The organism is Euryhalocaulis caribicus (genome assembly GCF_000412185.1).
Lineage (GTDB): Bacteria > Pseudomonadota > Alphaproteobacteria > Caulobacterales > Maricaulaceae > Euryhalocaulis > Euryhalocaulis caribicus.
The window spans coordinates 36,665-58,118 of record NZ_ASJA01000012.1; the positions used below are offsets into that span (position 1 = coordinate 36,665).

Consider the following 21,454-nt stretch of genomic DNA (forward strand, 5'->3'; position numbering starts at 1 on the left):
CGATGCAAGCGGTCCAGAGTCAATGCTCCGTTAACGGCAGAGGCGTAATTCTAACGATTGGAACAGGGGCTGGATGCGTCATGAGCGCCGCGCAGGAATTCAAGTACCGCAACATCACCCAGGCCGAGGCCGAGGAGATATGTGATCGCCATGACCGCCTGTGGCGTGGCGCGCCGGGCGGAGCCCGTGCGAATTTCTCGTTCTGCGACCTCAGCAATATCGTCCTGCCGGACCGTGACCTGACCGACGCCAATTTTACCGCCGCGATGCTGAATTACGCCGATATGCGCGGCTGCAAGCTGGATAACGCCACCTTCTTCATGGCCGATCTGCGCCGCGCGCGGCTGACCGGCGCCTCCATGCGGCGGGTCGATCTGCGCGGCGCCCTGCTGCGCGGGGCGGAACTGGATGCGGTGGACCTCTATGAGGCCGATCTGCGCGAAGGCTCCATCGCCCAGAGCGACAAGCTGGCCGGCCTGACCTATCTCACCCACGCCGCCACCTCCGCCGACGCCAGCGACGCCAATCTGCGCGGCGCGGACATGACCAAGGTGCGGATGTCCGGCTCCACGGCCGTGAAAGCCGATTTCACCGACGCCATCCTGCGCAACGCCAATCTGTCCCGCGCCGATATGCGTCAGGCCTGTCTTTCCGGCGCCAATCTGGAGGGAGCCGATCTTTCCAGCGCCAATCTCTGCGGCGCGGATCTGCATGATTCCGTTCTGACCGGCGCCAAGCTGGACGGCGCCCAGACGCGCGAAACCAATATGGACGGCGCGCTGACCGACGCGCTGGCCGGCCTCGCCCCCAATGAGCTGGAACGCCCGGCCCCGGACATGCTGGCCGATCACTCCCGCTGGTATGACAGCAACGGGAAAGAGGGGAAGCCCTGTATCTTCGACGGGGTGGATTTGCGATCGGTTCGCTCTCTCAAGGGACGCAACCTCACCGCGATGAGCGCCGTCGGCGCGATTCTCTATGGTCTCGACCTTGAGGGCGCACAGCTTCAGGGCGCGAAGTTCCGGGGCGCCGATCTGCGCATGTGCAATCTGCGCAAGGCCGATCTGCGCGGCGCGGACCTGACCGGCGCCAAGCTGGCCAATGCCGATTTGCGCGATGCGCGCCTTGGCCCGATCTATCTGGACGATCACCGCAGCGTGGCGGCCTCCCTGAAGGATGCGGCGGCGCGCTATGCCGATTTCCGCGGCAGCGACCTGCGGCGGGTGGACCTGACCGGGGCGGATCTCTCCTACGCGGTCATGGATTGCGCCCGGATCGACCACAGCATTTTCCGGAGCGCCCGTCTGGAGGGCGCGCGCCTGACCGGCTTCAATCTGGAAGCGCCGGAATTTTCAGGCGCGGAAGGCCTGAACAAGGCCACGGCATAAAAAAGGGCGGCGCCGCGCGCCGCCCTTCCTGATCGTTTCGACGAAGCAAAGCCTTACGCGGCTTTCGACTTGCCCTCGATCGCTTTACGGCTCTTGCCGTTTGAGCCGATCTCGATCTTGCGGGGTTTCAGCGCCTCGGGGATTTCCCGCTGCAGCTGGATGACCAGCAGGCCATCGACAAGATCGGCGTCTTTCACGAACACGTGGTCGGCCAAGTGGAAGCGGCGCTCGAACGCGCGCTCTGCAATGCCGCGATGAACGAAATTGCGTCCATCGTCTTCCTCGCCCTGGTTCTTGCGGCCCGTCACGGTCAGGACATTCTCGCGCACTTCCAGGTCGAGATCGTCCTTGCCGAAACCGGCGACCGCCAGCTCCACGCGATAGGTGTTTTCGTTGATCTGCTCGATATTGTAAGGCGGATAGCCTTGGCCGGCCTCAACATTGGCGGCGGCGTCCAGAAGATCCGCCAGCCGGTCGAAACCGACTATGGTCCGGTAAAGCGGATTCAGATCCATGGTTCTCATCTTCACGTCCTCCTTCGAAGCGACATGTTTTCACCTAAAATGCGCCCCATGATGGCGGCGCCTGAATGGCGAAGCGGGCGAAACTCTTCCGCTCCGCTCGCCGATCTTCTAGGTAAGAGAGGGCAACCCGGAATCAAGAGTTCGGCGCGCTGGATAAAGCGCTTGCCAGACCCCCCTAATGACGCTGCAAGAAACGCCCATGAAACACGCTATTCTGACCCTTGTATCTCTCACCGCCGCGACTGCGCTGATCGCCTGCGGCGACCAGTCCGCCACCGCCAATCAGGAGCCTGACGAGGCGGACGCGGCCGCAACCGCCGCCGATGCCGACGCCGACGGTACGGGGTCGTACGAAAACCTTTCCGCCGTCGCCGCCGCGCCCTGGCGCCCTGAAGAGGATTCCGCGCGCGATGAATGGCGCCACCCGGCCGAAACGCTGGAATTCTTTGGCGTGGACCCATCGGGCGCGGTGGCTGAAGTCTGGCCGGGCCGCGGCTATTACGCCCGCATTCTCGCGCCCTGGATCGCCGCCAATGGCGGGACCTATTACGCGATCCACCCGGCGGACATGAGCACCGATGACGGCGCCGACGAGCGGCAGGCCTTTGAAGCGGCCTTCCCAGACGATGTCTTTGGCGACATTCATCACGGTTCGCTGACCGGCGAGTCCGGGCAACTGGTGGATAATCCGGCCTCGCTCGACGCCGTCCTGACGTTCCGCAACGTGCATAATTGGGTGGGGCGCGGTTTCGATCAGAAAGCTTTCAATGATTTCTACGCCGCCTTGAAACCTGGCGGCGTTCTGGGCGTGGTGGAGCATCGCCTGCCCTCCGGGCAGTCCGATATCCGCGCCTCCAGCGGCTATGTCGCGGTGGAATATGTCCGTTCCCTGGCGGACGAGACCGGTTTTGAATTTGTCGAGGCCAGCGAGATCAACGCCAATCCGGCCGATACCGCCGATCACCCTTTCGGCGTCTGGACCCTGCCGCCGAGCCGCCGCTCGCCCGAGCCGGGCTCCCCGGAAGCGGAGAATTTCGACCGCGCCGCCTTTGACGCCATCGGCGAAAGCGACCGCATGACCCTGTTGTTCCGCAAACCGCTGGAATCCCCGCAAGCCGCGGCGGATGGTGCCGAGGCGGAGGCGGAAGACAGCGAAGCCGGTGAAGCCGGGGCGGAGCCGGACTCCGAATGAGCCTGACGCTTGAAGACGTGACCGACCGGCTGCGTGAGCGCGCCGGGCAGGCCGAAGGGCTGGGCAAGACCGCCAAGCTGGACTTTGGCGATGACGGCGTGGTGCATCTGGACGCCCGCAAGAGTCCGCCGGAAGTCAGCAACGACGATCACCCCGCCGACGCCACGCTGCGCCTGACGCTGGACGATTTGCGGGCGCTGGCGAAGGGGGAGCTGGACCCGATGCGGGCCCTGTTCACGCGCCGTCTCAAGCTTCAGGGCGACAAGGGGCTGGCGATGAAGCTGGCCTCCATTTTCCGGGAATCGCGGACTTAAGTAAGTGACTCTTCAGCCGTCGCGCCTTGTCAGCATCAATCGGGACACGCCGCCCGAGGGGGCGGAGGCCTTCTGCCTGCGCCGCGACGGCCGGAATATACGCTTCATGTTGGCCCCGGGCGGCGAGGAATCGCGCGGAACCGTGCTGATCTCTCCCGGCCGCTGCGAGTTTATCGAGAAATATTTCGAGGTGGCGCGGGAGATCCAGTCCCGCGGCTTCGCGGTTTTCATCACCGATCATTACGGACAGGGTCTTTCCGACCGTCCCCTGAAGGACCGTTTCAAGGGCCATATCGACAGTTTCGACACCTATGCGGCCGATTTCGAGGCCATGATCAGCGCCGTCTGGGACCGGCTTCCGGGGCCGCACGTGCTGCTGGGCCACTCCATGGGCGGCATGGTCGCGGTGAAAATGCTGGCGCGCGGACGCATTCCGGTGCGCGCCTGCGCGCTTTCAGCGCCCATGCTGGGCATAAACGGGCTGGCGCCGGGCGCATCCATCGCCGCCACCGCGGCCGTCCTTCTGGGGCTGGCGGCGCGATACGTGCCCGGACGGGACACGGATGTGAAAGCGCCCACCTATCACGGCAACATGCTGACCCATGATCAGGCGCGTTTCGACCGGATGGTGCGCTATTATGAGGCCGATCGCGCCCTGATGCTGGGGGCGCCGACCTTCGGCTGGGTCGCCGCCGCGGCGCGCGCAATTGACGAAACACGGCGTCCGGGCTTTGCCGAATCCATCCAGGTTCCCATGCTGATCGCCAGCGCCGCGGATGATTCCCTTGTCTCCACGCGCGCGCAGGAGCGCTTTGCGGCGCACTCTCTCAGCGCCCAACTGGTCGACATGCCTCATGCGCGGCATGAAATCCTGATGGAAAAGGATGAAATCCGGCAGCGATTCTGGGCAGCCTTTGACGCGCTTCTGACCCGCGCGAAACTCTAGAAGCTGGCGGCGCGGCGCAGCGACACCATCGCCTGATCATGCAGGCGCGCATCCCCGGCGGCGATAATCTGGCCGCCATCGGAAGGGTCCCCGCCCCGCCAGTCGGTAATAATGCCCCCCGCGCCCTCGACCACCGGGATCAGGGCGCGCACGTCATGGGCGGAAAGCCCGGCCTCGATCACCAGGTCCAGCCCGCCCTGCGCCAGCATGGCGTAGGCATAGGCGTCCAGCCCGTAACGGGTGACGCGCGCCGTGCATCGAATCTGCTCGAACGCGCCCGGTTCGCCGCCGGTAAAAAGTTTCGGATCGGTGGTGGAAAGCGCCGCTTGGCGCAGATGTTCGCAGGGTTTTGTGCGCAGCACGGTTTCGGAGCCGCCCTGTTTCAGAACCGATTTTTCCTCAAACCCGATAAAGCGCTCGCGCAAATAGGGCTGGTCGATAATTCCCAGCACGGGCTTTCCCTGCCAGGACAGGGCTATCAGCGTGGTCCAGCTGGGCAGGCCGCACATGAAGGCGCGGGTGCCGTCGATGGGATCCAGCGTCCAGGTGAAATCGCTTTCGGCGCGTTTGCCTGGAAATTCCTCGCCTTCGATCCCGTGATCGGGATAGGCGGCCTCGATCTTTTCGCGGATCGCGGTTTCCGCGGCGCGGTCGGCCTCCGTTACGGGGTCGAAATCGCCGTCCCCGGCCTTGTTCTCTATGACAAACTCGGACCGGAAAAAGGGCAGGGCAGCCGCGCCGGCCGCATCCGCCAGCGTCTCGGCGAAGCGGGCCAGCCCGGGCAGATCGGCGGAAGGCGGGATTGTTTCAGTCACGGTTCAGAGCGAATAGCACGCCTGCCCGCCTGAAAGCTATCAGGCCGCGTCGGCCGAATCCGCCCGCATCGATTTCGCCAGATCCAGCAGGCGCCGGCGCGGCGTTTCTTCCAGCTGGTAATAGGCGGTCAGCAATTCCCGCGTTTCCGGACGGGACATCATGTCCGCTTCCGGCTCCGCGTCATTGGACGGCCCGGCCTCCAGCCCGTCATAGAAATAGTTCACCGGCACGTTGAGCGAGGTGGACAATTCATACAGACGGCTGGCGCTGACGCGATTGGCGCCGCACTCATATTTCTGGATTTGCTGGAACCGCACGCCCACGCTCTCGGCCAGTTGCTGCTGGGTCAGGCCCAGAAGACGGCGGCGGCGGCGAAGCCGGGTTCCTACGTGATGGTCGATGGCGTTGGTCATGATCCCCCTCGCGCGATGCTTTACGGCAAGGCCAGTCCTGGCGGCCTCTGCCAAGGGTTGAGCAAAACCCGTGCCGGTTCGCTCAACGCGCGAGACGTTTCAGAATGGGACGAAACAGGGGTGCGGCGAAAATGACCGATTATTTTTGTGCAGTGCGGTTGCATCATTGTGCGCCGCAGCGTAATGTTTGTGCGTTGCAGCGAGAGCTGCTCGCGCCCTTCTTGGGCGTTTCCTCCCTATCTTACTCAGCCGCGCGCAAGCGCGGCTGCTTTTTTTCCGGGTCCCTCAAGCGGGCCTCCCAGTCAATTTCGCACAATATGCCGATCAGGCGGGTCATTCTCCGGCGCATCCGGTCAAACCGGGGCTGGCGCGGGGCGATCTCCGCCTCGTTCATATAGAGGCTGCGGCACAGCTCTATCTGCAGCGCATGAATTCCCGCCTGCGGCCGGCCATAGCGGCTGGTGGTGTAGCCCCCGGCATAGGGCGCGTTGCGGGTCACGCGATAACCCAGGGTGCGCAGGGTCATCTCCACCGCGCCGCTCAGCTGGGCGTCGCAGGACGCCCCGAAGCGGTCGCCCAGAACGATATCGGCCCGCCCGCCGCTGCCCGATGGCATGGAATGGCAGTCGATCAGGATGGCGAAGCCATGGTCCCGGCGCAGGCGCTCCAGCTCGGCGTCCAGCGCATCGTGATAGGGGTCGTGGAATTGCTCGATCCGCGCGACCGCCTCTTCCAGCCTCAGAAGACGGCGATAGATGCCGCGCCCGTCCGCCACCACGCGGGGAATGGCGCCCAGACCGTTCGCCACCCGCGGCGAGCGCGGATTGGCCCAGGCGGGCAGGGCGTCTCGGAACATCTTGGGGTCCAGTTCCCACGGGTCGCGGTTCGGGTCTATGTAGGCGCGGGCGAAATTGGCGCGCACCAGCGTCGCGCCGAATTCCGGCGCCGTCTGGAAAAGCTGGTCGACAAAGGCGTCTTCGGAGGTGCGGACCGCGTGGCGGTCGACTTCAATCTCGTCGAAAAACGCCTGTGGCGCGTATTCTCCGCTATGGGGGGAGGCAAACACCAGCGGCGCCGGCGCGCAATCCTCCGCGGGGCGAAATACGTCTACGGGTTGAACAGGCTGGCCATGCTCGGCGCTCATAAGCCAAGATTAGCGCACGCGGCCGGGTTTGCGAACTTGCAGCCCCAGCCCGGGCGTTAAAGAGGATTTTTACCCTCTTGGTGGCAGAAAGGCGCTGACGCGCGGCGACCCATGATTCGCCGCCGTGCTATTTAACGGACGACACGGCAAACGGATTACAGATTATGGCGACCATCCTTCTCGCCGAGGACGATCACTCCATGCGGGACTTCCTGTGCAAGGCGCTGGAGCGCGCGGGCCATGTCGTCACCTCCTGCGCCGACGGCGATGAGGGCATGCGCTCTCTGAAAGCCGCCGCCGGGTCCTATGATTTGCTGCTGACCGATATCGTCATGCCCGGGATGGACGGAATCGAGCTGGCGCGCGCCGGCGCCGATCTCGACCCCTCCATGAAGATCATGTTCATCACCGGTTTCGCCGCCGTGGCGCTGAACCCCAATTCGGGCGCGCCGGTGGACGCCAAGGTTCTGTCCAAGCCGTTCCATCTGCGCGACCTCGTCAATGAGGTCGACCGCGTGATGGCGGCCTGAACCGCCGCCAAGCGGCTTTCCTGCTAGATTCGGTGCGTTGATCCGGCCTCGTCCCAATCGGGGGCCCAGTCGGGATCGATGCGGCGACCGTCCGGATCGGCCAGATTGCTGATCGCGCTGATTTCGGCGGGCTCCAGTTCGAAATCGAAGATATCGAAATTGTCCGCCGCGTGGTCCTTGCTGGAGGTGCGCGGAATGGCGACGACGCCGCGCTGAACCAGCCAGCGCAGGGCCACCTGGCCGCCTGATTTTCCGTAGCGTTCGCCAATGCTGGTCAGCGTATTGTCCTCAAACACCTGCCCGCCATGACCCAGCGGCGAATAGGCGGTCACGGCGAGGCCCAGATTGCGCGCCGCGTCCAGAACCGGCGACTGGTCCAGATAGACGTGATGTTCGATCTGGTTGTCGGCGACGGGGCCGGGGCAGGCCTCCACGGCCTCCTTCATCAGCGCCACCGTATAGTTCGACAGGCCGATATGACGTGTCAGGCCCTGTTCGCGCGCATCGTTCAGCGCGCTCATCGTTTCCTCGATCGGCACATCGAAGACCGGCCAGTGCAACAGCGTCAGGTCGACATGGTCCAGATCCAGCCGTTTCAGGCTCTCCTTCAGCGAGGATTGCAGATCGCCGTCGCGGAACTTGTCGCGCCAGATCTTGGTGGTGACGAAAATATCGTTCCGGTCCACGCCCGAATCCGCGATGCCCGCGCCCACTTCGCTTTCATTTTCATAGGCCTGCGCCGTGTCGATATGGCGGTAGCCGATATCCAGCGCGGCCTTGGTCATGTTGCGCGCCTCGTCGCCTTTCAGCTCCCACGTGCCGAAGCCGAGCGCCGGAATTTCCGCGCCATTGCCGTTAATCTTTTTCATAGAAATTTCTGTCCCGTTATTGCTTGAATACGGCTTTGAAACGGGGCGCGCGGCAAGGCGGTTCCAGCCCGGTGCACATGGCGCGCAGCACAGCGCTTGCGGAGCGCGCCCGGCCCCGGTATATCCCGCCCCTTCCCTATGACGGGTCAGGGCGCGTAGCTCAGTGGGAGAGCACTACGTTGACATCGTAGGGGTCGCTGGTTCAATCCCAGCCGCGCCCACCATTCCTTTGAAAATTCAAACCGGATAGACTTGGCCCATGCGCCAGGCCGTTCCCCGTTCCGGTTATCCCGCCGCCGCCGAAACGGCGGCGTTCCGCGACGCCTACCGGGCGGAGAATGTCCCCGAATCCTATTCCGGCTGGGGGCATTTCCGGGCGATCTTCGGCGGTTATGGCGCGGTCTTCCTGCTTTGTCTCTTGCTGCTGGACCGTGTCAGCGGGTGGGAGTGGGCGGTCCCGCCGGTGACGTTTCTCTACGCCAATCTGTCGGAATATTTCGGGCATCGCTTCGCCATGCACCGGCGCGTTCCGGGCCTGTCGCTGATCCACAAGCGGCACGTGAAACAGCATCATCGCTTCTTCCTGAATGACGATCTGGCGATGGAAAGTCCGGATGATTTCAAGGCCGTGCTTTTCCCGGCCTATCTGACGGCCTTCTTCTTTATCGCGTTCAGCCTGCCGGCCGCGCTGCTGCTGGCCTGGCTGTGGTCGGATGACGCCGCCTTGCTCTTCCTGGCCACGTCTCTGGCCTATTACCTGGTCTATGAAGCGGCGCATTTCATTTGCCATTTGCCCGACGATTCCGCGGCGCTGCGCATTCCGGGCATGAAACGGCTTGTAACCCATCACCGGCTTCACCACCGTGCCGATCTGATGGCGCGCGCCAATTTCAACTTCATGTTTCCGCTGGGCGACTGGATTTTCGGCCCGCGCCGCGCCCGGGAAAACTGATAGTCTCTTAACCCTCTTGGAACTTATACCCGTCTAGGTTGTCACGCTTGGGGAGGAAGCATCGGACAGGAGCCGGTGTGACAAACAAGAGAACGAAACTGTTTTCACATCCAGCAATCGACGAGGCGGCCGCCGGGTCCGCCCGCATGTGGTCCGCGCGTCTGGTGATGATCATGCTGACGCTGCCGCTGGCCTATATCGGCGCCGGCGCCGGCGTTGCGCTGACCTGGGGCGGGGCGATCCTTTCGGCGGAAACCCTGTCCTTTATCGCCACGCGGCCGTTTCGCACGGCGCGCACGCGCAGCGATTTTCAGCGCGGGCTTTATCTGTTCTCCTCGCTCTACACCATTCTCGCCTGGCTGCTTCTGGGCGTTCTGTACTGGATGACCGGGGAGCCGGCGCTGATGATCACCGCGCTGGCCGTTCTGGCGGGCCAGCTGATCTATGTTCAGGGGTTCATGCACGGATCGCCGATCACCCTGGCGATTGGCGGCATTCCCGCCACGGCGGCGCTGATTGGCGCGCCCCTGCTGATCCACCCGTTCGAGCCGCGCTACCAGCTGGTGCTGGTGGGCAGCCTGATCCTGATGTCGGCTTTCGCCTGGCGCGCGGCGCGCCTGAACTTTTCCACGCGCGCCGCCCTGCGTTCCGCGACCGATCAGCTGGAAGATGAAAAGCAGTCTGTCGAGGCCGCCAGCGAAGCAAAATCCGCCTTCCTGGCGACCATGAGCCATGAAATCCGAACCCCGCTAAATGGCATGCTGGGGATGGCGCATGCGCTGGAAAGCGATGATCTGAGCGAGGAACAGAAAGAGCGCGTGCGGACGATCATCGATTCCGGTTATCTGCTGACCGCCGTGCTGAACGATGTTCTGGATCTGTCGAAGATCGAGGCCGGGAAGCTGGAAATCGCGCCCATCGACGATGATTTCCACCAGACGCTGCATCGGGTCGTCCGCCTTTTCGAGCCACAGGCCAGCGACAAGGGCGTGACCCTTTCCCTGACCATTGACCCCTCCCTGCCGCAATGGCTGCGCTTTGACCCGGTGCGGGTGCGCCAATGCCTGTCCAACTTGCTTTCCAACGCGGTGAAATTCACCGCCGCCGGGCGTATCGAGGTCTCGGCAAGGGCGGAGGACGCGCCGGACGGAAAACGAATTCTCATAAGCGTGTCCGACACGGGTATCGGCATGTCGCCCAAGGCGGTGGACGGCCTGTTCACACCCTTCACGCAGGCCGACGCCAGCATCACGCGGCGCTTTGCCGGAACCGGTCTGGGCCTGTCCATCGTGCGTCAGCTCGCCCGTCTGATGGGCGGCGAAATTTCCGCCCAAAGCGTGGAGGGCGAGGGGTCCGTTTTCACGCTGGATTTCCAGGTTCAGGAGGCCGAGCAGAAAGGGCCGCCGGAAACAGGCGGGGCGCGCATGGCGCAGGACGATGCGCGGAACCTTTTGCTGGAGCGCCGTATCCTGGTGGCGGACGACAACGCGGTGAACCGGCAGGTCACGCGCATCTTCCTTGCGCCGCTGGGCTGCGAAATCATCGAGGCGACCGATGGGGCGGAGGCGATTTCCGCGCTCGGCGAGCAGAAATTCGATATCGTCCTCATGGATATTCACATGCCCGGCATGGACGGGATCGAAGCGATCCGCCAGATCCGCAAATCCCCCGAAAACTGGTCCTGCGTGCCGGTTGTCGCCCTGACGGCCGACGCGATGGAGGAAGACCGCGCCCGCTATCTGGAGGCCGGCATGGACGGCGCTGCGGTGAAGCCACTGGACCAGCGCCAGCTTTTCACCGCCATGGCGACCGCCGTCGAAACGCGGCGCCGTCTCTCGGCCAGGGCCGCCTGATCTTCTTCCCGGCCTGACCGTCTGCACAGACAGCAGATTCTCTGCAGTCCTGTCATTGCTTCTTTGTATTAGCGCGCTAAAACGCTGATACGGAGATGACGATGACCGAACAGACAGCAAATACAGATGAAAAACCGCGGGCCGAGACGACAGAAGCGTCCCGCGACGGCCTGTTCAGGGCTGTCCTCACGCTGGGGTCGGAAGCGGACGCGCGCGCTTTCCTGACGGATCTGCTGACGCCGTCTGAGCTGCGCGCCTTGGCCGAACGCTGGCTTGTGGCCCGGCTGCTGGACGAGGGCGCGCTGTCCTACCGGGAGATCGCCGAACGCGCCCAGACCAGCACCACGACCGTGGTCCGCGTCGCGCGCTTCCTGAAAGAAGAGCCCCACCAGGGATACCGCCTGGTTCTGGACCGCATGAAGGATACGCCATGACAGAGCGCCGCCTGCGCATCGCCATTCAGAAGAAGGGACGGCTGGCCGACGCCAGCCTGAAACTGCTCAAGGACGCCGGCTATCGCGCCGTTCAGGGCAAGAACGAGCTGCTCTACCGCGTGGAGAACGCGCCGATTGATCTTATGCGCGTCCGTGACGACGACATTCCGGGTTTTCTGGAAGACGGCGTTTGCGAGCTGGGCGTCATTGGCGAGAACGTGATGGCCGAGGCCTTCGCCGGAAATGGCGAGCATGAGCGCCCGGAGATCATCCAGAAGCTGGGTTTCGGCAAATGCCGCCTGATGGTCGCCATGCCCGAGGCTGCCCGATATGACGGCCCGGCCAGTCTGGAAGGCATGCGCATCGCCACCTCCTATCCCGGCCTGCTGGGCGAGTTTCTGCGCCGGAACGGGGTGAAAGCGACGCCGATCCTGATGCATGGCGCGGTCGAGGTCGCGCCGCGGCTGAAGATGGCGCAGGCCATCTGCGATCTGGTTTCCACCGGCTCCACGCTCGAGGCGAACAATCTCAAAGCGGTGGAGCTGGTCTTTGAAAGTCAGGCCGTGCTGGCGCTTACGCGGGCCGGGATTGATCCGGCGGTGCAAAACGTGGCTGACAGCGTCATCGCCCGGATCGAGGGCGTGGTGGCGACGCAGGGCACGAAATATATCCTGATGAACGCGCCGCGCGCCGCATTGGATGAAATCGCGGAAATTCTGCCCGGCGCCAATTCCCCGACCGTGCTTCCGCTCGCGGGCAAGGAAGACAAGGTCGCGGTGCATGCCGTCTGCCGTGAATCGGTGTTCTGGGAGACGCTGGAAAAGCTGAAGGCCGCGGGCGCCTCCGCGATCCTCGTCCTGCCGATAGAAAAGATGATGATGTGATGCGCTGGCTGGATTGGAACAACGCCACGGAAGCCGAACGCGCCGCGGCGCTGGCGCGGCCCGCAGCCCGCATCGACCGGGCGTTGCGCGACCGCGTGATCGAGATTCTTGATGACGTTGCGGCCAAGGGCGCGGCGGCCGTGGATGAGTGGGCGCTGGAAATTGACGGCGCGGCGGTCAGGAAGCTGGACGCCGGCGCCATAAGCCGCGCCGCCGAAGGCGCGCTGAACAAGGCCGACCGCGCTGCGGTGATAGCCGCGCGGGACGCCGTTACCCGGTTCCACGAAGCGGTGCGGCCAAAGGATTCGCCGAGAATCGAGACCGTGCCGGGGATTGAATGCCAACGCGTCTGGCGGCCTCTGGATACGGTCGGGCTCTATATTCCCGGCGGCACGGCGCCGCTGCTCTCCACCCTGATCATGCTGGTTATCCCGGCGCGCATCGCGGGCGTCCGGCGGATCGCCGCCGTCACGCCTCCGGACAAGGACGGCGAGTTGCCGCCGGTGATCGCGGCGGCGGCGGAACTGTGCGGGCTGGAGGAAATCTGGCTGGCGGGCGGGGCGCAGGCTGTGGCGGCCATGGCCTATGGCGCGGGAATGCCGCGGTGCGACAAGATTTTCGGGCCCGGAAACGCCTGGGTCGCCGAAGCCAAGCGTCAGGCCAGCCAGCGCCCGGGCGGCCCGGCTATCGATATGCCCGCCGGTCCCAGCGAGCTGATGGTGATTGCCGACGCCAGCGCCGATCCGGACATCGTGGCCGCCGACCTGCTCAGCCAGGCCGAGCACGACCCCTACGCCCAGATCGTTCTGGCGGCGGAAGGCGAGGCCGTTGCGCATGCGGTGCAGGATGCGCTGGCCCGGCAGATCGACATGCTGCCGCGCGGAGAAATAGCCCGCGCCTCGCTGGCCGAGGGCCTCGCCATAATCGTTTCCTCCGCGGACGAAGCGGCGGCGGCGGCGGAGGCTTACGCGCCGGAACATCTCAGCCTGAACATTGAAAACGCGGACGCCATGGCCGCGCGCATCACCCGTGCGGGAACGGTTTTCATCGGCGCCTACGCCTCCGAGAGTTTTGGCGATTACTGCGCTGGGCCAAACCATGTTCTGCCGACGGACGGCGCTGCGCGGGCCTGGTCGGGTCTGTCGGTGGACAGCTTCATGCGCGCGATGACTCTGCAAACTGTCACCGCGCGGGGCGCGCGGGACCTTGCCCCGACCGCCGCGCGTCTGGCGCGGCTTGAGGGGCTGGAGGCGCACGCCCGCGCCGCGGAGTTCCGCCGATGACCGGATGGGAAATCACGGGCCGGCTGGACCTCAGCCGTCCGGCCTATGTCGCCGCGCCGGATTTGCTGGAGGCGGTCCGCGCCCGCCTGTCAGACATTCTGGGGGTGGACGCGGCCGGCGTCGTGTTGACGGCGGACGCCGATCGTGTCCGGGCGGAATGGCGCGCGGCGGCGGGCGATACCTTGAATGATCAGGCCGGGCGTCCGGTATCGGCGCTGCCCGGGATGACGCTGGACCTGCCGGCGCTGACCGCCGCCGGTCCGGCGGAGACCGGGCTGTGCGCGCTGGTTCTGGAAAGCGGCGCGCATGCCGGGGCGCTGCGCCGTGACAGTGAGAAGCGAATCCCGCCGCTTTTGCTGCGCGCTGCGCTGAAAGGCCTGGCGCCCGCGGGGCTGGCGGAGGACGACATACGGACCGGCGCCCGTGACGCCGAACTGACCCGGTTGATCGCGGCGCTGGACGCGGACCCCGCCATCGCTGGCGTCCGAATGGCCGGGGAGGCGCTGGAGATTGAATCTTCCGACCGCGCGGCGCTGGCGGAGCGTTTGCGCCGCGCGGGTCTGGTGTTCGCGGAAACGGATAGCGGCTATCGCGGCTATATTCCCGATGCGGCCACGGCGCGGCAGGCGGCGCTGGCGCTGGGCGCCGGGCCGGCGGCCGCGCGGCAGGCCTCCCGCCGCCGCTCGACGCGCGAAACCGATATTCTGGTCGCCGTCGATCTGGATGGAAGCGGGGCGCGCATCCATACGGGCCTGCCCTTCTACGATCACATGCTGGAACAGATCGCCGCGCATGGCGGGTTTGGCCTCACCGTTGCGGCGGAAGGCGATCTGACCGTGGACGCCCACCACACGATCGAGGACGTGGCGCTGGCGCTGGGCGAGGCGCTGGCCGAGGCGCTGGGCGACAAGAAGGGGATAGGGCGCTACGGCTTTACCGCGCCGATGGACGAGGCGCAGGCCTCTATCGCCATCGACCTGTCGGGCCGTCCCCTGTCGCGATTCGAGGGATCTTTCGCGCGCGACGAAATCGGCGGTTTCCCGACCGAGATGACGCCGCACGTCTTCCGCTCTCTGGCGGACTCCCTGCGCGCCGCCGTGCATGTGAAAGTCGAGGGCGAAGACGATCACCACAAGGTCGAGGCCTGTTTCAAAGGCTTCGGACGGGCCCTGCGGCAGGCCATCCGGATGGAGGGCGGCGAGACCCCCTCCACCAAGGGCGTGCTGTGAGCGTCGCCGTTGTCGATCTGGGATGCGGCAATATCGCCTCCATGATGTTCGCGCTGGAGCGGCTGGGCGCCCGGGCGGCGCTGACCCGCGCCGCGTCGGATATTGCCGCAGCGGACCGCGTGATCCTGCCGGGCGTCGGCACGGCGGGCTTTGCCATGCGGCAAATCGATGCGCTGGGCCTGCGCGATGGATTGATGTCAGCGCGCCCCCTTCTGGGCGTCTGTCTTGGCCACCAATTGCTGTTTGAGCGCAGCGAGGAGGGCGGCGTGGACGGCCTCGGCCTTATCGAAGGAGACGTGACCCGGCTTCAGGGCGCGCCGGACCGGCCCATTCCGCATATGGGCTGGAATACGCTGGACATAGACCAGCCGGATTGCCCGCTGCTCAAGGGCGTCGAGGACGGGGCGTTTGTCTATTTCGTGCACACGTTCGCCAGCCATGCCGGCCCGTCCACCGCCGCTTCCACGCGCTATGGGGAGGCGTTCTCCTCCGTGGCCGCTGCGGACGGCGTCTATGGCTGCCAGTTCCACCCGGAGCGCTCCGCCGCGCCGGGCGCGCAAATCCTCAAGAATTTTCTGGAGCTCTGACGTGATTATCTATCCCGCCATCGACCTCATGGAGGGCGCGGTCGTGCGCCTGAACAAGGGCCGTTTCGACCGCTCCACCGAATACTCGACCCGTCCGGCGGAGGTTCTGGAGAGCTTCGCGGCGGCCGGGGCCGAGTGGACGCATATTGTCGATCTGGACGGCGCCCGCGCGGGCGAACCGCGCCAGCATGACCTGATCGGCGAGCTGGCGGGCCAGACCGATCTTAAAATTCAGGCGGCGGGGGGCGTACGAAAGCGCGAGGATATTGCCCGCCTTCTGGATTCCGGCGTCACGCGCGTCGTCATCGGCTCCATGTGCGTGAAATCGCCCGATACGGTGGAAGCCTGGATCGCCGAATTCGGGACCGAACATATCGCCGCCGCGATGGATGTGCGGATGGAGGACAACGCCCCCGAAGTCGCCATTTCAGGCTGGGCGGAGGATTCCGGCATCGATCTGTGGACCGCGCTCAACGCCTTCCCGAAAGGCAAGCTGGTTCACCTGCTGACCACCGATGTAAACCGCGACGGCGCCATGAAGGGCCCGAATATGCGCCTGCTGGATCAGATGCGCGGGCGGCGGCCGGACCTCGACATTCAGGCTTCGGGCGGGGTGCGCGACATTGCCGATATCCGGGCGCTGGCCGAAATGGGCGCGGGCGGCGCGGTGGTCGGCAAAGCGCTGTATGAAAACCGTCTGGATCTGAAGGAGGCCCTGAGTGCTGGCGCGCCGGATCATCCCCTGCCTTGACGTAAAGGATCGCGCGGTCGTGAAGGGCGTGCGCTTTCGCGCGCATGAGCGCGTGGGCGACGCCGTGGCCCTGGCCGAAACCTATCGTGACGCCGGCGCGGACGAACTGGTCTTCTACGACATCACCGCCAGCGCGGAGCGACGCACGCTCGACTATGGCTGGGTGCGGGAAATCGCCCATGCGCTGGACATTCCGTTCTGCGTGGCCGGGGGAATCCGCAGCGTGGAGGCGGCGGTGAAATGTCTGGAGAACGGGGCGGACAAGGTTTCGATCAATTCCCCGGCGCTGGAACGCCCGGATCTGATCGACGAAATCGCCGCCGTGGCGGGCAGCCAGTGCGTGGTGGCCGGCGTCGATAGTTTGCATGTGAACAATGACTGGTTTGTCTATCAATACACAGGCAGCGAGGCGGCCACGCAGGAGTCCGGCCGCCGCACGCTGGACTGGATAAAAGAGGCGCAGGAGCGCGGCGCGGGAGAGATCGTCCTGAACTGCATGGATCAGGATGGCGTGCGCGCCGGATATGACATCGGGCAGCTGCGCGCCGCGCGCGATCTCCTGACCATACCGCTGATCGCTTCCGGCGGGGCCGGGACGATGGCGCATTTCCGGGACGTGTTCGAGGGCGCGGATGTTTCGGGCGCGCTGGCCGCCAGCGTGTTTCACAAGAACGTATTTACGATACCTGATCTGAAAGAAAGGCTGGACCAATGGGGCGTGAGCGTCAGGCGCTGACCGCGGCGGATATCGACACTCTGGACTGGGAAAAGGGCGAGGGCCTGATCCCGGCCATCGCGCAGGATGCGGATACGCTGCAGGTCCTGATGCTGGCCTGGGTCAGCCGCGAGTCGCTGGCCGAGAGCTTCAGGACCGGGCAGGCGGTTTTCCATTCCCGTTCGCGCCAGTCGCTCTGGCGCAAGGGCGAGACGTCGGGGAACACCCTGACCCTGAAAGCCATCCACCCCGATTGCGATCAGGACACGCTGCTGATGCTGGTCTCCCCCGCCGGGCCGGCCTGTCACCTGGAAACCACCAGCTGTTTCGGCGATGACGACGCGCCGGGGCTGGGCCGTCTGGCGCGGCTGGCCCGGACAGTGAAGAGCCGCAAGACCGCCTCCCCGGACGAGAGCTACACCGCAAGCCTGCTGGCTGAAGGGCCGATCCGCGCCGCGCAGAAGCTGGGCGAGGAAGGGGTTGAGACCGCGCTGGCCGGGGCCGCCGAAGACCTGCCCCACCTGCACGAAGAGGCGGCGGATCTTCTCTACCATCTCGTCGTGTTGCTGGAATCGCGCGACACGTCGCTGAATGCGGTGCTGAAGGTTCTGGAAGACCGCGCTAGACAAGGGACATGACAGACCCCAGCGAAGCCCGCCTCCTGAAAGCTCTATCGGACGTCCGGATCCCGGACGGCAAGCGCGACATCGTTTCCGCCGGCCGCGTGGAGTCCGTAAGCGCGAAGGATGGCGCGGCGCAGCTTGTCCTCGCCGCCGATGGCGATGAACCGCAAGCCTGGGAACAGGTCTCGGAAGCCGCCCGGACGGCGCTGGCGGGCGTCGAGGGCGTGGAGAAAGCGCGCGTCATCCTCACCGCCCACAAGGCCGGGCCTTCGGTTCAGGAAACCGCGAAAAAGCCCGAAACCAAACCCGAAGCGCCGGACGGCGCGAAGGACGTCAAACGCATCATCGCTGTCGCGTCCGGCAAGGGCGGCGTGGGAAAATCCACGGTCACAGCCAATCTGGCGGTGGCGCTGTCGCAACTGGGCCTGAAGGTCGGGCTTCTCGACGCCGACATCTACGGCCCCAGCCAGCCCAAGCTGCTGGGGCTTGAGGGACGGCCGGATTCCGACTCTGACCGCAAGCGCATCACGCCCATGTCCGCACACGGGCTGAAGGTCCTTTCCATCGGGTCGATGGTGGACGCGGAACAGCCCATGGTGTGGCGCGGGCCGATGACGTCCAACGCCATGCTGCAGATGCTGAACGAGGGGGATTGGGGCGCGCTGGACGTGCTGCTGGTCGACATGCCGCCCGGCACCGGCGACACGGCGCTGGGCCTGGCCCAGACCAAGCGGCTGAATGGCGCGGTCATCGTCTCGACGCCGCAGGACCTCGCCCTGATCGACGCGCGGCGCTCCATCGCGATGTTCGATAAGGTGAATGTGCCGGTGTTCGGCGTGATCGAGAATATGAGCCAGTTCATCTGCCCGCATTGCGGCCAGGCCAGCGATATCTTCGGTCATGGCGGCGCCCGGCATGAGGCGGAGGAACGCGGCCTGCCCTTCCTCGGCGAAATCCCGCTGACCATGCGTCTGCGCGAGTCGGGGGAAGAGGGCGCGCCGCTGGTCGCCACAGCCCCGGAAGACCCGGCGTCCGTCGTCTATTTCGACGTGGCGCGGACGCTGGTGGAGCGACTGCGCTGATCTTCACGGGAGTCCCCGGAATTGGCGCAGCCAATGTCCGGGGTCCAGAAAGGGCGGCGAACGAGAAGTCTGGATCCCGGATAAACGCTGCGCGTTTTCCGGGAGCTATGAAGAGGTTCGGGAGCTGAGGTCAGGCGAGTTCTAGATCGCCATTTTGCCGCCTTACGCCGAACACCCGCTCCAGTATCTTATCGCTCAACGCCTCGTCCGGCGCCCCGTCGGCGGCGATGCGGCCCTGATCCATGACGATGATCCGGCTGGCAAAGCGCGCGGCCAGCGAGAGATCGTGCAGCGCGGTCAGCACCAGCGTTCCGCGTCCGGCCTGGTCTTGCAACGCCTGCAAGACGCTCAACTGATGCGCCGGGTCCAGCGCCGCCGTGGGCTCGTCGGCCAGCAGGACCGGGGCCTCCACGGCAAAGGCGCGCGCCAGCAGGATGCGCACCCGCTCGCCCCCGGACAGGGTGTCGACATTGCGGTCCGCAAAGCCGTTGGCGTCGGCGGCGTCCAGTCCGCGTTCGATGGCGGCGCGGTCCATTTCGCTTTCGCGCCGCATCGGTCCGGCAAAGGGGTGCCGGCCCAGCGCCACCAGCGCCCGGCCGCTCATCGGCCATGCCGCGCGCCGTTCCTGAGGCAGATAGGCGATGGTCCGTCCACGTTGCCGCGGGGGCATCGCGGCGATCGCGCCGCCGTCCAGCGTCACCGCGCCGGCCTGAAGCGGCGTCAGTCCGCACGCCGCGCGCAATAGCGTTGTCTTGCCCGACCCGTTTGGCCCGACCAGCGCCACCAGTCCGCGTTCGGCGGCAAAGCTGACATCCGTGATGGCATTCTGCGCGCCCAGCCGCACGGTGACGTTATCGAAGCTGAGCGCGCTCATGCCGTCCTCGCCCTGTTGGACCGGATCAGCCAGAAGAAGAAGGGGGCGCCGACCAGCGCCGTCAGGACGCCCAGATAGATCGGCGTGCCGAAGCCCGAAAGCGCCCGCACCCCGATATCGGCGGCGTTCAGCAGCGCCGCGCCCAGAAAGGCGGCGGGCAGGATGGCCTTGCCCGGCGCATGACCCACAAATGGCCGCGCCAGATGCGGCGCCACCAGGCCGATAAATCCGATCGCCCCCGCCGCAGCGACCGACGCGCCCACCGCCAGCGTCGCCCCGATCACCACGATCAATCGCGTGCGCGGCACGTTCACGCCAAGGCTTGCCGCCGCGTCCTCGCCAAGGCTGAGCGCGTCCAGCGCGCCGCGCTGCGTCAACAGAACGGCGATGCCCGCGATAATCAGCGGCCCGGTTATCATCATGTCGCGCGCATTGGCATCGCGCAGCGATCCCATCAGCCAGTAGGCAATTTCCGAAAGCGCCCACGGATTGGGGGCCATGTTCAGCGCCAAAGCGGTCAACGCATTGGCGAACGCCGCCACGGCCACCCCGGCCAGGATCAGGGTCAGCGCGCTGGCCCCGCGTCCGGCGACCGCGAACAGCGCGATCACGCCCAGCGCCCCGCCGCCCATTGCAGCCAGCGGCACGATGTCGAACCCAAGGCCGAAATACAGCGCGATCACCGCGCCCAGAGAGGCGGAGGACGTGACGCCCACAATGCCCGGATCGGCCAGCGGATTGCGGAAATAGCCCTGAAGCCCGGCCCCGGCCGCGCCCAGCGCCCCGCCCACCAGCGCGCCCAGCAGGGCGCGGGGAAAGCGGATCTCGCGGGCGATGGCCACGGCCTCGTCACCGCCGGCCCCGAACAGCGCGGCAACCGCGCCAACCGGACCCATCGGATAGGCGCCAAAGCCCAGCGCCGCGACAAACAGGATCGCCGCCAGCGCCGCAAACCCCAGCGTCGCCTTGACCTCCGCGTTCACGATTGCGGGCGCGGCCAGGCCGAGAGCAGCGTCCTCAACGCCGCGATCAGGGCCAGCGGCTGATCCAGCATCAGGTGGTGGCGCGCCTCGGGGATAGAGATCATCGGCGTGCCTTCGGGCAGGATGCTGGCCATGTAGCGCCACACCTCGCCGGTCAGCAGGGCTGAAATCTCGCCGCGCATGACGGCCAGCGGACAGGCGACGTCCTTCAGATATTCAGCCGGCGCGTGATCGGGATATTGCATTTTCTGCCACAGCGCCGGATCGAACTTCCATGTCCAGCCCTGCTCCCCCTCGCCGGTCGTCACGGGTTTCAGGCTGTGCCGGGCGATATGATCCACGATGTACGGGTTCTCACAATCCTGATCGGGCAGCAGGCGGAAACGCGCCAGCGCCTCGGGCAGGTCTTTATATATACGGCCGCCGCGCTTGGGCGGGGCGGAGCGGCGTTGCTCGCCCGGCGGACGGATCGGGGAATCCAGGATCACGGCCCCGCCGATGTCTTCCCCGAACTGGCGCGCCAGCTCCATCATCACGAAGCCGCCGAAGGAATGGCCGATCATGACCGGCTTCACGCCGGATTTCATGGCGCCGGAATCTTTCGCCGCGGTCATCACTTCGCGCGCATAGATTTCCTGCCGGTATTCGTCCCGCCAGTCGGATTCGCCCATGCCGGAGAGGTTCAGCGCCGTGACGCAGCGATGTTTGGCCAGCGCCGGACCGATGAAATCCCACCATTTCATGTGCGCCACGCCGCCATGCACCAGAACGACGCCCGGCTTGCCGGGATCGCCCCAGCGCTGCCAGGTGATGCGCGCCCCTTCCACCTCGCTCTCGCCCGGTTCGGGCTCGTTCCCGATCAGCGCCTCGAACCAGCCGGGGCGGGGCGGCCGGTCGCCGCCATAGCGGGCCAGCGGGAATGTGCGTTCGGGGCGGCCGTCGGGATTGTCGACGGTGGGTTTCGTCTTCGGCATGAATTGAGCGGTATATCCGCTTGTGCGCCGCGTCAATTAAGTGCGGCGCGAGTCTGGAGCGCGGCGGCGCCTGTGTTTAATCTGGCGCCGGAGA

Annotated in this window: 24 protein-coding genes and 1 tRNA gene; 17 read left to right on the forward strand and 8 right to left on the reverse strand. The window is 65.7% G+C overall.

The genetic code is table 11. From position 1 onward, the window contains the following. Window positions 1-80 precede the first annotated feature (80 nt). Window positions 81-1,388: a pentapeptide repeat-containing protein gene (locus L338_RS10620; RefSeq protein ID WP_022698364.1), complete on the forward strand. Its 1,308-nt coding sequence runs from the start codon at window positions 81-83 to the stop codon at window positions 1,386-1,388. Between the two features lie 53 nt (window positions 1,389-1,441). On the opposite strand, the gene L338_RS10625 is transcribed toward L338_RS10620, so the two are convergent. Next, the gene (locus tag L338_RS10625) at window positions 1,442-1,912 is read right to left on the reverse strand and encodes an Hsp20 family protein (protein WP_022698365.1); all 471 of its coding nucleotides are present in this window, start codon (window positions 1,910-1,912) and stop codon (window positions 1,442-1,444) included. Window positions 1,913-2,111: 199 nt separating this feature from the next. Here L338_RS10625 and L338_RS10630 point away from each other — a divergent pair, with 199 nt between their 5' ends. Genes L338_RS10630 through L338_RS10640 form a run of 3 tightly spaced genes read left to right on the forward strand, consistent with a single transcriptional unit; the run spans window position 2,112 to window position 4,364 of the window. Continuing rightward, entirely contained in the window at window positions 2,112-3,104 is a 993-nt protein-coding gene (locus L338_RS10630) for a class I SAM-dependent methyltransferase (RefSeq protein ID WP_174299039.1), read from the forward strand. Next, on the forward strand, window positions 3,101-3,418 hold the full coding sequence (locus L338_RS10635; protein ID WP_022698367.1) for an SCP2 sterol-binding domain-containing protein: 318 nt from the start codon (window positions 3,101-3,103) through the stop codon (window positions 3,416-3,418). Before L338_RS10630 ends, L338_RS10635 begins: the two co-directional genes overlap by 4 nt. A gap of 4 nt (window positions 3,419-3,422) precedes the next feature. Then, window positions 3,423-4,364: an alpha/beta fold hydrolase gene (locus L338_RS10640; RefSeq protein ID WP_022698368.1), complete on the forward strand. Its 942-nt coding sequence runs from the start codon at window positions 3,423-3,425 to the stop codon at window positions 4,362-4,364. On the opposite strand, the gene hisN is transcribed toward L338_RS10640, so the two are convergent. The 3 genes from hisN to L338_RS10655 form a co-directional block, all read right to left on the reverse strand. After that, window positions 4,361-5,179, reverse strand: a complete 819-nt coding sequence (gene hisN, locus L338_RS10645) for a histidinol-phosphatase (RefSeq protein WP_022698369.1) — start codon at window positions 5,177-5,179, stop codon at window positions 4,361-4,363. The genes L338_RS10640 and hisN overlap by 4 nt on opposite strands. A gap of 39 nt (window positions 5,180-5,218) precedes the next feature. Beyond that, window positions 5,219-5,593 carry a helix-turn-helix domain-containing protein gene (locus L338_RS10650; RefSeq protein ID WP_022698370.1) on the reverse strand — a complete coding sequence of 125 codons (375 nt, stop codon included), beginning with the start codon at window positions 5,591-5,593 and terminating at the stop codon, window positions 5,219-5,221. Window positions 5,594-5,834: 241 nt separating this feature from the next. Continuing rightward, window positions 5,835-6,659, reverse strand: coding sequence for an N-formylglutamate amidohydrolase (locus L338_RS10655; protein ID WP_206740826.1), 825 nt, complete (start codon window positions 6,657-6,659; stop codon window positions 5,835-5,837). A gap of 242 nt (window positions 6,660-6,901) precedes the next feature. Between L338_RS10655 and cpdR the strand changes: the two genes are divergently transcribed. Next, window positions 6,902-7,267 carry a cell cycle two-component system response regulator CpdR gene (cpdR, locus tag L338_RS10660; RefSeq protein ID WP_022698372.1) on the forward strand — a complete coding sequence of 122 codons (366 nt, stop codon included), beginning with the start codon at window positions 6,902-6,904 and terminating at the stop codon, window positions 7,265-7,267. Window positions 7,268-7,290: 23 nt separating this feature from the next. Here cpdR and L338_RS10665 read toward each other — a convergent pair whose 3' ends face one another. Beyond that, entirely contained in the window at window positions 7,291-8,136 is an 846-nt protein-coding gene (locus L338_RS10665; protein ID WP_022698373.1) for an aldo/keto reductase, read from the reverse strand. 149 nt (window positions 8,137-8,285) lie between these two features. Between L338_RS10665 and L338_RS10670 the strand changes: the two genes are divergently transcribed. The 12 genes from L338_RS10670 to L338_RS10725 all read left to right on the forward strand — a co-directional run bounded on the left by L338_RS10670 (window position 8,286) and on the right by L338_RS10725 (window position 18,529). Next, a tRNA-Val gene (locus tag L338_RS10670) sits at window positions 8,286-8,360 on the forward strand. 35 nt (window positions 8,361-8,395) lie between these two features. Continuing rightward, the gene (locus L338_RS10675; RefSeq protein WP_022698374.1) at window positions 8,396-9,088 is read left to right on the forward strand and encodes a sterol desaturase family protein; all 693 of its coding nucleotides are present in this window, start codon (window positions 8,396-8,398) and stop codon (window positions 9,086-9,088) included. Between the two features lie 77 nt (window positions 9,089-9,165). Beyond that, window positions 9,166-10,941, forward strand: coding sequence for an ATP-binding protein (locus L338_RS10680; RefSeq protein ID WP_152485875.1), 1,776 nt, complete (start codon window positions 9,166-9,168; stop codon window positions 10,939-10,941). Window positions 10,942-11,042: 101 nt separating this feature from the next. After that, window positions 11,043-11,375 (forward strand): YerC/YecD family TrpR-related protein, encoded by a 333-nt coding sequence (locus L338_RS10685; RefSeq protein ID WP_033311142.1) that lies wholly within the window; start codon window positions 11,043-11,045, stop codon window positions 11,373-11,375. Further along, complete coding sequence (gene hisG, locus L338_RS10690) at window positions 11,372-12,259, forward strand: ATP phosphoribosyltransferase (RefSeq protein ID WP_022698377.1); 888 nt, start codon at window positions 11,372-11,374, stop codon at window positions 12,257-12,259. Before L338_RS10685 ends, hisG begins: the two co-directional genes overlap by 4 nt. After that, window positions 12,259-13,542: a histidinol dehydrogenase gene (gene hisD, locus L338_RS10695; protein ID WP_022698378.1), complete on the forward strand. Its 1,284-nt coding sequence runs from the start codon at window positions 12,259-12,261 to the stop codon at window positions 13,540-13,542. The genes hisG and hisD overlap by 1 nt, the downstream gene beginning before the upstream one ends. After that, window positions 13,539-14,771 (forward strand): imidazoleglycerol-phosphate dehydratase HisB, encoded by a 1,233-nt coding sequence (hisB, locus tag L338_RS17980; protein WP_022698379.1) that lies wholly within the window; start codon window positions 13,539-13,541, stop codon window positions 14,769-14,771. Before hisD ends, hisB begins: the two co-directional genes overlap by 4 nt. Then, window positions 14,768-15,358, forward strand: coding sequence for an imidazole glycerol phosphate synthase subunit HisH (hisH, locus tag L338_RS10705; protein WP_022698380.1), 591 nt, complete (start codon window positions 14,768-14,770; stop codon window positions 15,356-15,358). Before hisB ends, hisH begins: the two co-directional genes overlap by 4 nt. A 1-nt stretch (window position 15,359) precedes the next feature. Beyond that, window positions 15,360-16,109 carry a 1-(5-phosphoribosyl)-5-[(5-phosphoribosylamino)methylideneamino]imidazole-4-carboxamide isomerase gene (gene hisA / locus L338_RS10710; RefSeq protein ID WP_022698381.1) on the forward strand — a complete coding sequence of 250 codons (750 nt, stop codon included), beginning with the start codon at window positions 15,360-15,362 and terminating at the stop codon, window positions 16,107-16,109. Further along, window positions 16,078-16,845, forward strand: coding sequence for an imidazole glycerol phosphate synthase subunit HisF (gene hisF / locus L338_RS10715; RefSeq protein ID WP_022698382.1), 768 nt, complete (start codon window positions 16,078-16,080; stop codon window positions 16,843-16,845). The genes hisA and hisF overlap by 32 nt, the downstream gene beginning before the upstream one ends. Further along, the gene (gene hisIE, locus L338_RS10720; RefSeq protein WP_022698383.1) at window positions 16,821-17,462 is read left to right on the forward strand and encodes a bifunctional phosphoribosyl-AMP cyclohydrolase/phosphoribosyl-ATP diphosphatase HisIE; all 642 of its coding nucleotides are present in this window, start codon (window positions 16,821-16,823) and stop codon (window positions 17,460-17,462) included. The genes hisF and hisIE overlap by 25 nt, the downstream gene beginning before the upstream one ends. Then, window positions 17,459-18,529, forward strand: a complete 1,071-nt coding sequence (locus L338_RS10725; RefSeq protein WP_027068464.1) for an Mrp/NBP35 family ATP-binding protein — start codon at window positions 17,459-17,461, stop codon at window positions 18,527-18,529. The genes hisIE and L338_RS10725 overlap by 4 nt, the downstream gene beginning before the upstream one ends. Before the next feature lie 130 nt (window positions 18,530-18,659). On the opposite strand, the gene L338_RS10730 is transcribed toward L338_RS10725, so the two are convergent. The 3 genes from L338_RS10730 to L338_RS10740 are packed head-to-tail and all read right to left on the reverse strand — an operon-like array spanning window position 18,660 to window position 21,360. Beyond that, on the reverse strand, window positions 18,660-19,403 hold the full coding sequence (locus L338_RS10730) for an ABC transporter ATP-binding protein (protein ID WP_022698384.1): 744 nt from the start codon (window positions 19,401-19,403) through the stop codon (window positions 18,660-18,662). Next, on the reverse strand, window positions 19,400-20,386 hold the full coding sequence (locus tag L338_RS10735; RefSeq protein WP_022698385.1) for a FecCD family ABC transporter permease: 987 nt from the start codon (window positions 20,384-20,386) through the stop codon (window positions 19,400-19,402). Before L338_RS10735 ends, L338_RS10730 begins: the two co-directional genes overlap by 4 nt. Next, window positions 20,383-21,360: an alpha/beta fold hydrolase gene (locus L338_RS10740; protein ID WP_022698386.1), complete on the reverse strand. Its 978-nt coding sequence runs from the start codon at window positions 21,358-21,360 to the stop codon at window positions 20,383-20,385. Before L338_RS10740 ends, L338_RS10735 begins: the two co-directional genes overlap by 4 nt. Between the last annotated feature and the right edge of the window lie 94 nt (window positions 21,361-21,454).